This is a genomic window from Tenacibaculum sp. HL-MS23, assembly GCF_032463465.1.
In the GTDB taxonomy this organism is placed as follows: Bacteria; Bacteroidota; Bacteroidia; order Flavobacteriales; family Flavobacteriaceae; genus Polaribacter; species Polaribacter bernardetii.
On sequence record NZ_CP135989.1, the window covers coordinates 1,890,386 to 1,902,039 of the forward strand.

8 protein-coding genes are annotated in these 11,654 nt (G+C 29.7%); 5 read left to right on the top strand and 3 right to left on the bottom strand.

Annotated elements, in window-relative coordinates; translation table 11 throughout:
- Positions 1 to 258: 258 nt before the first annotated feature.
- Positions 259 to 1,815: a ribonuclease E/G gene (locus RRF68_RS08840; protein WP_315944117.1), complete on the top strand. Its 1,557-nt coding sequence runs from the start codon at positions 259 to 261 to the stop codon at positions 1,813 to 1,815.
- A gap of 40 nt (positions 1,816 to 1,855) precedes the next feature.
- Here RRF68_RS08840 and RRF68_RS08845 read toward each other — a convergent pair whose 3' ends face one another.
- Both RRF68_RS08845 and uvrC read right to left on the bottom strand, forming a co-directional pair.
- Positions 1,856 to 4,045, bottom strand: coding sequence for a patatin-like phospholipase family protein (locus RRF68_RS08845; RefSeq protein WP_315944118.1), 2,190 nt, complete (start codon positions 4,043 to 4,045; stop codon positions 1,856 to 1,858).
- Complete coding sequence (uvrC, locus tag RRF68_RS08850; protein ID WP_315944119.1) at positions 4,042 to 5,838, bottom strand: excinuclease ABC subunit UvrC; 1,797 nt, start codon at positions 5,836 to 5,838, stop codon at positions 4,042 to 4,044. Before uvrC ends, RRF68_RS08845 begins: the two co-directional genes overlap by 4 nt.
- Positions 5,839 to 5,913: 75 nt before the next feature.
- On the opposite strand from uvrC, the gene RRF68_RS08855 reads away from it, so the two are divergent.
- Together RRF68_RS08855 and moaA are read left to right on the top strand one after the other, a co-directional pair.
- Positions 5,914 to 7,683 (top strand): MutS-related protein, encoded by a 1,770-nt coding sequence (locus RRF68_RS08855; protein ID WP_315944120.1) that lies wholly within the window; start codon positions 5,914 to 5,916, stop codon positions 7,681 to 7,683.
- Between the two features lie 12 nt (positions 7,684 to 7,695).
- Entirely contained in the window at positions 7,696 to 8,688 is a 993-nt protein-coding gene (moaA, locus tag RRF68_RS08860; protein ID WP_315944121.1) for a GTP 3',8-cyclase MoaA, read from the top strand.
- A gap of 128 nt (positions 8,689 to 8,816) precedes the next feature.
- Here the strand turns inward: moaA and RRF68_RS08865 are convergent, their stop codons facing one another.
- Positions 8,817 to 9,296: a hypothetical protein gene (locus RRF68_RS08865; RefSeq protein ID WP_218771771.1), complete on the bottom strand. Its 480-nt coding sequence runs from the start codon at positions 9,294 to 9,296 to the stop codon at positions 8,817 to 8,819.
- A 301-nt stretch (positions 9,297 to 9,597) separates the two neighbouring features.
- Here RRF68_RS08865 and RRF68_RS08870 point away from each other — a divergent pair, with 301 nt between their 5' ends.
- Together RRF68_RS08870 and RRF68_RS08875 are read left to right on the top strand one after the other, a co-directional pair.
- Positions 9,598 to 10,836, top strand: a complete 1,239-nt coding sequence (locus RRF68_RS08870) for a molybdopterin molybdotransferase MoeA (protein ID WP_218771772.1) — start codon at positions 9,598 to 9,600, stop codon at positions 10,834 to 10,836.
- Between the two features lie 512 nt (positions 10,837 to 11,348).
- Complete coding sequence (locus RRF68_RS08875; protein ID WP_218771773.1) at positions 11,349 to 11,639, top strand: GIY-YIG nuclease family protein; 291 nt, start codon at positions 11,349 to 11,351, stop codon at positions 11,637 to 11,639.
- Positions 11,640 to 11,654: the final 15 nt, after the last annotated feature.

The following is an 11,654-nucleotide window of genomic DNA, read 5'->3' on the forward strand; positions in this document are numbered from 1 at the left end:
AAAACATTTAAAATTATGCCAAGCGGTAAAAAAAGAAAAAGAGCTAAGATCTCTACACACAAAAGAAAGAAAAGAGCAAGAGCAAATCGTCACAAGAAAAAGTAAGCTAACGCTTACTTTTTCGTTGCTTTTATAAGCTTATTAAGTTCATTGACATTAAGGTTTAAACACCTTAAAATGGTATAAAAATTATACCTGTTTACAAATTTTAATCCGTCTTCGTAAAAATTATTACGTTGGCACAAAACTATATTCAGAATGAAAACAGAATTAATAATTCGTTCAAATTCTTCTGATATTGATTTCGCCTTACTAAGAGATGGTAGACTTATTGAATTAAACAAAGAAACAAGCGATAATAAATTTTCAGTCGGAGATGTTTTTCTAGCAAAAATAGGAAAAGTGATGACTGGTTTAAACGCCGCTTTTGTAAATGTTGGTTACCCTAAAGATGGTTTTTTACACTATCATGATTTAGGGCCACAAGTACAATCTTTAAACAAATTCATTAAGAAGGTAAGCACAGGTAATTATAAAGAATTCACTTTAAAAAACTTTCGCTCTGAGAATGATATCAATAAAGACGGGAGTATTAATGATGTACTAAAATCAGGTCAAAATTTATTAGTACAAATTGTAAAAGAACCAATATCTACCAAAGGTCCGCGTATTAGCTCGGAACTATCAATAGCTGGTAGGTTTTTAGTTTTAGTTCCTTTTTCTAACAGAGTATCTGTATCTCAGAAAATAGCAGATCCAAAAGAAAAAGAACGTTTAAAAAAATTAGCAAAAAGCATCAAACCAAAAGGGTTTGGGCTTATTTTACGTACTGTTGCCCAGAATAAAAAGGTAGCAGAACTAGATAAAGATTTACAAAATTCACTTGAACGTTGGGAGAAAATGTGTAATAGCATCGCTAACAAAAACACGCCAACAAAAATATTAAGTGAGTTAAACAGAGCATCTTCTATTTTAAGAGATGTAATGAATGATTCTTTTACAAGTATTGTAACCAACGATAAAGATTTAATGGTTGAGATTAAAGAGTATTTACAAGAAATATCTCCTGAAAAGGAAAGTATTGTAAAACTTCATAAATCTGACACTCCAATTTTCGAAAAATTCGGTATTGAACGTCAGATAAAAACATCGTTTGGTAAAACAGTTTCTATGAGCAAAGGTGCGTATTTAGTTATTGAACACACCGAAGCTTTACATGTTATTGATGTAAATAGTGGTAATCGCTCAAACAAAGCTTTAAGCCAAGAAGAAACTGCTTTAGAAGTTAACTTAATTTCTGCTACAGAAATAGCACGACAGTTACAACTGCGTGATATGGGTGGAATTATAGTGGTTGACTTTATTGATATGAAGAGTACTGAAAACAGACAGAAATTATATCAGCATTTAAAAGATGCAATGTCATTAGATCGTACAAAACACAAAATTTTACCTCCGAGTAAATTTGGTTTAGTACAGATTACAAGACAACGTGTACGACCTGAATTAGAAATAAAAACACGTGAACCAAACCCGAATAAAAACGGAGAAGTTGAAGCTCCTATTGTTTTAATAGACAAAATAGAAGTTGAATTAGAACGCATATTAAATAGCGGTAAAGACTACAAGGAAATTACCTTAAATACGCACCCTTTTATAGCTGCTTATTTAACAAAAGGCGTAAACTCTATTCGTTTTAAATGGTATGTTCAACACAAAAAGTGGATTAAAATATTACCTAGAGATGCATACCAATACTTACAATATAAATTCTTTTTGAAAAAAAAGGAAGTAAGTAAGGCAATCTTATTATGAAATAAAAACCCGTTTCTTTCGAAACGGGTTTTTTTATGCGCTAAAACCAAAAACCTAAATTAAATAACCAGTATTTTTCTTTATGATCTGGCGACCATGTGTATTTTAATTCTACTGGACCTAAAAAAGTTTCAACACTATACCCTAAAGCATAGCCCGATTTGGTGTTTTTAAACAGATTTGGGTCAGAAAAAACATCTTCATCTACTCTAGCGTAATTGGCAATAAAAGAAGCATAATGCTTCTCTATAAGCTGATACCTGAAATTAAACTCTGATTTTAAAAAAGACTGATCACTTAAAACACCCGTTTCGTATCCATAAAAGGGTTTAAAATTATTAATATAGTTTTGGTTATAACCTCCCAAACGATAATTAAACATTAAAGATGTTTTATCTCCCAAAGTATAACCTGCTTGTGATGTATATTGAAATGTAAGTTTATTGTAAAAAGTGGTTGCGAAACCTAATGTTCCACCAGCTTGAGAAAATTGCTGAAAAGGTTCGCTATCTGGTACTAATCTTGATAATTTATCATTTCTATCTGACCAAACAAACCACTTTAAACCAACGTCTGCATAAAAACCTTTTGTAGGAAACATCTCTTTATTATAAGTATCTAACTTTAAAAAGGCATATGTATTTATATAATTACTATCATCAAAAAATGTTTCCTGACCGTTACTTAATACATTACTAGATTTTATTTCTATCTTCTTTTGTTCAACACCTACGCCTATTGCAAACTTTTTATCCATTGTTGTTTGCAAAAAAAACGAGTTTGTAAAATCGGCATACCTCACATTTATTAAATCAGCATCATACAAAAAATCGTTGTTAAATGTATTGTATCTAGATTTTACACCATAGCTTGGTAATAAGCCATTATCTACAAAGTACTGAAAATCGTATCTAATTTTATCTCCAATTCCTACATCTAAAGATAATTCATCATTTTGAGTTAGTAATTTTTTATGGTTATAATTTAATAACACAGCTGATTTATATAACAAATCATAATGCAAACCAAACCTTAAGTAAGAGTTAACATCATCTTCTTGCACTACTAATTCTAGTTTTTTTCCTTTAAAGGATTTTTTAAAATGATAATCAATTCTTTTAAAATTTTTGGAAGCTGTTAGCGTATTTATTTTGTGTGAAATATCGCTGTACGAAATACTATCTCCTTGATTTAACTGCAGTTTACCTAAAATATAATTATTCGTGTAATTTTTATTTCCCTTGATAATGATTCTATCTACTAAAAACTTTTCTTTTTTAACTTTTAATTTTTTGGGCAGCTTTTTATTATATTGAAGTTTAGCTATACTATCAAAAACAATTTTAAAAGTTTTTGCTGTTTTTTTTCCTTCCTCAATAATTTCTTCTTTTTTATCAAAAGAAATCACATTATACTCTTCAACATTTGGTTTAATATAAAAGTTTAACAACTGAACTTGATTATCTGATTTTTCATACATTTTAAAATTTACAATTTGCATTAACAAAGAAGCCACAGATGATAATTCATCTCTTTTTAATAACTCGCCCTGAACACTAACTCCGATTATTATGTCCATATTTTTTTTCTTCATAATATCAACCGGAAAGTTATTTACAACGCCACCATCAATTAATAATTTTCCATCAATTTCAACAGGATTTAATAAAGACGGAAAAGAACCACTTGCTCTTAATGCTAAAGGCAAGGAACCTTCATCTAAAATAACCTCTGCGCCTGTTTCAACATTTGTTGCAATGCAATAAAATGGTATTGGTAGTTGAGAAAAATCACGAATATCATCTACAGGAGCTAATAATTCTGTTAAGAAGTTTAAGATGTTTTGTCCTCTCGATAAACCCAAAGGAAGTCCTATTTTTCCTTCTTTTATTGGCAAACTAATTGCGTATTTTTCGCCATATTCTTTATTAAAAAGAGGTTTTTCTCTACGAGAAATTTTATCTCTTATAATTGTTTCGAAATCGGTGTTTAAAATAATCTCTTCAATTTTATCTGCAGAATATCCAGCAGCATATAAACCACCAACAATGGCTCCCATACTTGTACCGCCAATATAACCTATTTGCACTCCTGCCTTTTCTAATTCTTTTAAAACGCCAATATGAGCAAAACCTTTAGCCCCACCTCCACTTAAAACTAATCCTACTTTAGGTTGGTTTTGTGCCAGCATAATTGCAGGTAAAAACAATATAATTAATAGTTTTTTCATTCTTTTTCTTTTTGATAAAATTGATATACTTTTTGAGCTCTTGAGAACCCAACAATTTCTTTTAATTCTTCTAACGTAGCTTCTTTTACTCTTTTTGCTGATTTAAATTTACGTAATAAATTAGTAATGGTTTGTTTACCAATATCAGGAATTTGTTCTAATTCTGATTGGATAGCACTTTTACTTCGCTTATTTCTGTGCAACGTAATTCCGAATCGATGGGCTTCGTTTCTTAAAAACTGAATTATTTTTAAACTTTCTGATTTTTTATCTAAATATAAAGGCACAGAATCTCCTGGATAATAAATTTCTTCTAATCGTTTTGCAATTCCGATAATAGCTATTTTTCCTCTTAAACCTAAAGCGTCTAAACTTTTTAAGGCTGATGATAATTGTCCTTTTCCTCCATCAATAACAATTAACTGAGGTAACGGTTGCTTTTCTTCTAATAAGCGCCTATAACGACGAAAAACTACTTCTTCCATCGATGCAAAATCATCAGGCCCTTCAACTGTTTTAATGTTATAATGACGATATTCTTTTTTACTTGGTTTACCGTCTTTAAAAACCACACAAGCAGCAACAGGGTGTGTTCCTTGAATATTCGAATTATCAAAACACTCTATATGGCGTGGCTCTACATGCAAACGTAAATCTTTTTGCATTTGACTCATGATTCGTTTTACATGACGATCTGGATCTACAATTTTTATTTGCTTAAACTGCTCCATGCGATAATACTTCGCATTTCTTTCTGATAAATCTACAATCCGTTTTTTGTCTCCTAATTTAGGTACGGTCACTTTTATTTGCTCTCCTAAATTGACTTTAAAAGGCACATAAACTTCTCTTGACAACGAGTTAAATCGGTTGCGAGTTTCTATGATAAACAACTCTAATAATTGCTTATCAGTTTCTTCTAGTTTCTTTTTTATTTCTGTGGTGTATGATTGCACGATTGCGCCATTCATCACTTTAAAAAAATTTGCGTAACCGTGAGTTTCATCAGAAATAATAGAAAAAACATCTACATTATTAATAGACGGATTTACAATAGTAGATTTCGCTTGATAATTTTTTAAAGAATCTAATTTATCTTTAATTTTTTGAGCTTCTTCAAATTTCATATCCGAAGCAAAATCGAGCATTATTTGTTGTAATCGCTCTAAAATTTCTTTAAAATTTCCTTTAAGAATATTTCTAATTGCCTTAATTTCTTCTAAATAATTATCTTCATGCTGATGCCCTTCACAAGGCCCTTTACAATTACCTAAATGGTATTCTAAACAAACTTTATACCTGTAAGAATCTATTTTTTCTTGACTTAAATCGTATGTACAAGTTCGCAGCGGATACAACTCTTTAATTAAACTTAAGAGTGATTGCACCATTTTCATGTTGGTGTAAGGTCCAAAATATTCAGAACCATCTTTAACAACTCTTCGAGTAGAAAAAACTCTCGGAAAACGTTCTTTTTTTATACAAAGCCACGGATAAGATTTATCATCTTTTAATAAAACATTGTAACGCGGTTTATACTTTTTAATTAAGTTATTTTCTAGCAATAATGCATCCGTTTCTGTGTCGACAACAACATGCTCTATCCGAACAATTTTTTTGACTAAAATTCGCGTTTTACCATTCTCATGAGTCTTCGTAAAATAAGAAGAAACACGTTTTTTTAAGTTTTTAGCCTTTCCTACATATATAATCACCTCATCTTTATCAAAATATTGATAAACTCCTGGTGAAGAAGGTAGTGTTTTTAGCTGAAGTTCTAATGAAGTTGGCATACAACGAAAATACAATTTTATAAAGATATGTAAGTTGCTATATGTACATTTACACTAATATTTATTTACTACACAATGCAACAACCAATTCCTTTTTATAAAGAAGAAATCAATAGTTTAAATACCCTTTTAATTGCGTTAAAAAAACGATTACTAATAACTCGTGTTTTACGTCTTTTGGCTTTCTTAACCATTTCTTTTTCAGCCTATATAGCTATTACAAAAAACAACTTATTTTTTATTGCAAGTGTTATCGCTTTAATTGCTTTTGTTTATTTAGTAACAAAACACTTACGTTTAAAACAAACAAAAAATCTTTTGGAAGCAAAACTGACTATTAATAAAACAGAAATAGCTGTTTTAAATGGTACATTTTCTGATTTAGAGAGTGGAAAAGAATTTACAAATCCCGAGCATTATTTTAGCAATGATATCGATTTATTTGGTGTTGGTTCTTTCTTTCAATACATAAACAGAACAGCAACCAATGAAGGAAAAAAACTATTAGCTACTATTTTAACAAGCAACGATATTAACAGTATTGAAGAAAAACAAAAAATAACACAAGAACTTGCGTCAAAAGTAAAATGGCGTCAACACTTTACGGCTGTTGCTAGTTTAATAAGCACAAAAACGGCAATACCTGTTATTGTAAAATGGGTGCATTCTTATGAGCAGAAGCTACCATCTTTCTTAGCACTTTTTTCGTATGTTTTTTCTGCTATTTCAATTGTTTTAATTGGCTTATTAAGTTTTGCTATTATTCCGTTTTCTATACTTTTAATATGGTTTGTTATTGGTTTAGTAACGACTGCTTTCTTTTTTAAAAATATTCAAGAATTAGCGACTGAAACCACCAAAGCAAAAGAAACGTTTAATCAATACCATCAGTTATTAGCACAAATAGAAAATGAGAAATTCACCAATTCAACATTAAAAAAACAACAAGCTAAAATTCAACAAGAAAACAAAAAGGCATCTACCATATTTAAAGAGTTTTCTAGAAAATTGGATGCTTTCGATCAACGTAATAATATTATTATTGCTGTTGTTGGTAACGGACTTTTTCTTTGGGATATTCGCAACACTATTAAAATAGAAAAATGGATTACTACCTACAAAAGCACTGTTGAAGAATGGTTTAATGTTGTTTCTTTTTTTGATGCACAAAATTCGTTAGCAAATTTTGTTTTTAATAAACCCCAGTATATATTTCCTACTATAAATAACGAAAAATCAGTTTTAAACGCAGTAAATTTAGGACATCCTTTATTGAATACGACAAAAAGGATAGACAATGATTTTGTAATAGATAATGAAGCATTTTTTATTGTTACTGGCGCAAATATGGCAGGAAAAAGTACTTTTTTAAGAGCTGTTTCTTTAGCAATTGTAATGTCTAATACTGGTTTACCAATATGTGCTGAAAAGGTAAAATACAATCCGGTTAAATTAATTACAAGTATGCGTACTTCAGATTCTTTAAGCGATGATGAATCTTACTTTTATGCCGAACTAAAACGTTTAAAATTTATCGTAAACGAAATTAAAACAGAAAATTATTTTATCATTTTAGATGAAATTTTAAAAGGAACAAATAGCATGGATAAAGCAATTGGTTCTAAAAAATTCATTGAAAAACTAAACAAATCAAACTCTACCGGAATAATCGCCACACACGATGTTAGTTTATGTGAATTATCATCAGAATATACGACCATTAAAAACTATTATTTTGATGCTGAGATTATAAATAACGAGTTGCATTTTGATTATAAAATGAAAAACGGCGTGTGTAAAAACATGAACGCTTCCTTTTTATTAAAGAAGATGGAAATTGTTTAATACCTTTACAATATGAGCAAACTTATTGATAATTTCGGCAGACAAATTAGCTATGTTCGATTGGCAGTAACCGATCGTTGCAACCTTCGTTGCCAATATTGTATGCCTGCTCATGGTATTGATATTGTGCCTCGAAAAGAGCTATTAACTTATAAAGAAATGTATCGCCTTATTCGTGTACTTACCGAATTAGGTGTTAACAAAGTTCGTTTAACAGGTGGTGAGCCTTTTGCTCGTAAAGATTTTATGTCGTTTTTAGATATGTTATCTTATAACGATTTGTTAGATGAAATTAATATTACTACAAACGGAGCATTAGTTGCTAACCACATACAAACTTTAGAAAAGTTAGAGAAAATAAAAAACATCAATTTAAGTATTGATAGTTTAGACACTCATAAATTTGCGAAAATTACACGTCGCGATGTGTTTCCTGAAGTGTATAAAACTTTCGAATTATTAGAAAATAGCTCGTTAAACTTAAAGTTGAATGTAGTGGTGCAATCTGGTTTTAACACTGATGAAATAAACGATTTTGTAGCCTTAACAAAAGATAAAAATATTGCAGTTCGTTTTATTGAAGAAATGCCGTTTAACGGAAAAGGGCAACGAGAAATGAAAGAAAGCTGGAATTATAATAAAATTATAGAAGAAATAAAATCTGAGTATACTGTTGCGCCTATTGTTTCAGAAAAATCATCTACATCACGTAATTTCTCTATCGAAAATCATCAAGGAACAGTAGGGATTATTCCTGCATTTACACGTACTATTTGTAACGATTGTAATCGAATAAGAATTACCTCAACCGGTACTTTTAAAAACTGTTTATTTGATGATGGTGTTTTTAACTTGCGTGATTTTATTCGTAACGGTGCAAGTAACGACGATTTAAAAGAACTTTTTTTATCTCTGATAAAAGAAAAGCCCGAAAACGGATTTATAGCAGAAGCAAATCGTAAAAAAGGAATTGTTACTGAAAGTATGAGCACAATTGGTGGGTAATAATATATTAAAAAGCTGATATATTCACAAAAATAAAAAGAGATTGATAGTTTAAAACTACCAATCTCTTTTTTATTAAAAGCAAGTTAAAAAACTACTCTTAATTTTTATTCATAAAATAAAGAATATTATTTCTCTAAATCATCAGCTAACTTCTCAAAGCTATTCTCTACATCTTTATATGCTTTTTCAAAGCCATCTTTTACATCTTGCCAGTTATCCTCTGTACTGTTACCTAACTTATCAAAACTTTCTCCTAATGCAGCTCTTTTAGCTTTTAATTCAGCCAACATCTCATTATTTTTCTCTTTAGTTTCAGCTTTAGCTTCGTTAAAGTTATTCTCTAAACTTTCAATTTCAGCATCTAGTTTTTTCATACTTTTATTAACCTCTGTTTCTAAATCAGATTTCTTAGCGTATGTATAATCACCTAAATTATCAAAACCCTCTTCAATCTCATCTGCAACATTTTCCATGCTTTCTTTAACATCTTCTACTAATTCTTTAGTATCTTCAGTTATTTGCTCTTTTTTGGTTTTATTGTTATCACAAGACACTAATACTAATGATAAAACTAATGTTATAGCTGTTAATTTAATTAATTTCATTTTTTTGTTTTTAAAGTTGATGCCTACTATTTTAAGGATGTTCGGCTTTAATCCTTATGCTGGTACAAAACTAAACAGATAAAAAGCATAAGTATTGCTCAAATAAGAATAAAATTAACTCATTTAAAAAAGTATTATTAAAACCTACTGATAATTAAACATCATTATATTTAATAAAACAACGACTAAACACATATAAAATATACAAAAATGTAAACCTCATATTTTCTGACTAAATAAATTCATAACTTTGATTTTTAACAAAAGAGACATCATTATTAGACCTCTGATAACTTAAAATATGATTTCTGTAAAAGAAGCTAAACATCTAATTTCACAAAGCACTCAAGATTTCGGTACAGAAGAAATTCCGTTTATAGAATCTGTAGGTAGAATTTTAAAAGAAGATATTATTGCCGATAGAGATTTCCCGCCTTTTAATCGCGTTGCTATGGACGGAATTGCAATAAATCATTCTTATTTTAAAAACGGGCAACGAAGTTTTAAAGCAGAAGCAATTCAGCCAGCCGGCAGCAAGCAATTATCTATGCAAAATTCAGAGAATTGTATAGAAGTAATGACTGGCGCCGTATTACCTAATAACTGTGATACCGTAATTCGTTATGAAGATATTGAAATAGAAAACGGAATTGCAAGAATTACTGTTGATGTTATAAACAAACATCAAAACATCCATCCAAAGGGAAAAGACAAAGCACAAGGAATTGTTTTAATTAACAAAAACACTATTATTTCTCCTGCTGAAATCGGTGTGATTGCTACTGTAGGTAAATCGACTATTAAAGTAGCCAAACAACCGAAAGTAATGATTATTTCTACTGGTGATGAATTAGTTGATGTGCATGAAACTCCTTTAAATTATCAAATAAGAAAATCTAATGTATATACGTTGGTTTCGTTATTAAATGAACTGAACATTCCTTCTAAAACAGCACATATTACTGATAATAAAACTATCTTAAAAGAAAAGATTGCTGGCTACCTGCAAGAATATGACGTGCTTTTATTTAGCGGAGCGGTGAGTAAAGGTAAATTCGATTTTTTACCCGAGGTGTTAACTGAATTAGGAGTAAACAAGTTGTTTCATAAAGTAACTCAACGCCCAGGGAAACCTTTCTGGTTCGGCCTCACAGATGCTTTAGGTATTAATGAGCAACATGTTTCCGTGAATGAAAAAAACAAAACAGTTGTCTTTGCTTTTCCTGGAAATCCGGTTTCTACTTTTGTAAACTGTTTAGTTTATTTTTATCCTTGGTATTATAAATCAGCAGGTATAAAAGCAAATGAAAAAACAGCTATCTTAGCTCATGATATTGAATTTAAACCTAATTTAACTTATTTTTTACAAGTAAAATTAAGTTATCGTTTTGGGCATTTAATTGCAACTCCTATAAAAGGAAATGGTTCTGGAGATTTAGCAAGTTTAGTTGCTGCTGATGGTTTTATTGAAATTCCGAAAACAACACAAATTGAATTTAAATCAGGAAGTACTTTTCCTGTAATTAGATATAAAAAATAAAATCTCGATACTAATTTGTTTTTACTATCGGACATCAAACTCACTCGATATGACAATACTATTCGTTTATTTTATTAAATTCAACCTGTCTTTTCGAGTGGTTTTATTAAAGTGACAATGGAAATAAAAGTGTATCGAGAACTATTATACAATCAACATAAATAATAATGGAAATTGTCAGTTCGAGTGGTTTTATTGAAGTGATAATGGAAATAAAAGTGTATCGAGAACTATTATACAATCAACATCTCGATACAAATTTGTTTTTCCTATCGGACATCAAATTCACTCGATGTGACAATATAAATTGTCAGTTCGAGTAGTTTTATTGAAATGATAATGGAAATAAAAGTGTATCGAGAACTATTATATAATCAACATTTCGATACAAATTTGTTTTTCCTATCGGACATCAAATTCACTCGATGTGACAATATAAATTGTCTGTTCGAGTAGTTTTATTGAAATGACAATGGAAATAAAAGTGTATCGAGAACTATTATACAATCAATATGAAAATCTATTATGTTTACATCTTAAAATGTTCTGACAAATCATATTATACTGGTTTTACTTCTAACCTTGAAGAAAGATTAATGGAACATAAAGAAGGAAAACACATAGGTAGTTATACGTTTAAAAGAAGACCTTTAAAATTAGTTTTTTATTGTGAGTTTACAAATGTAGCATTAGCGATTGCAAAAGAAAAACAACTAAAAAATTGGTCAAAAATTAAAAAAGAGGCTTTAATAAATGGTGCTTTTGAAAATCTTCCTAATTTAGCAAAGAAGAAGTTTAAATAACTTCTCGATACAATT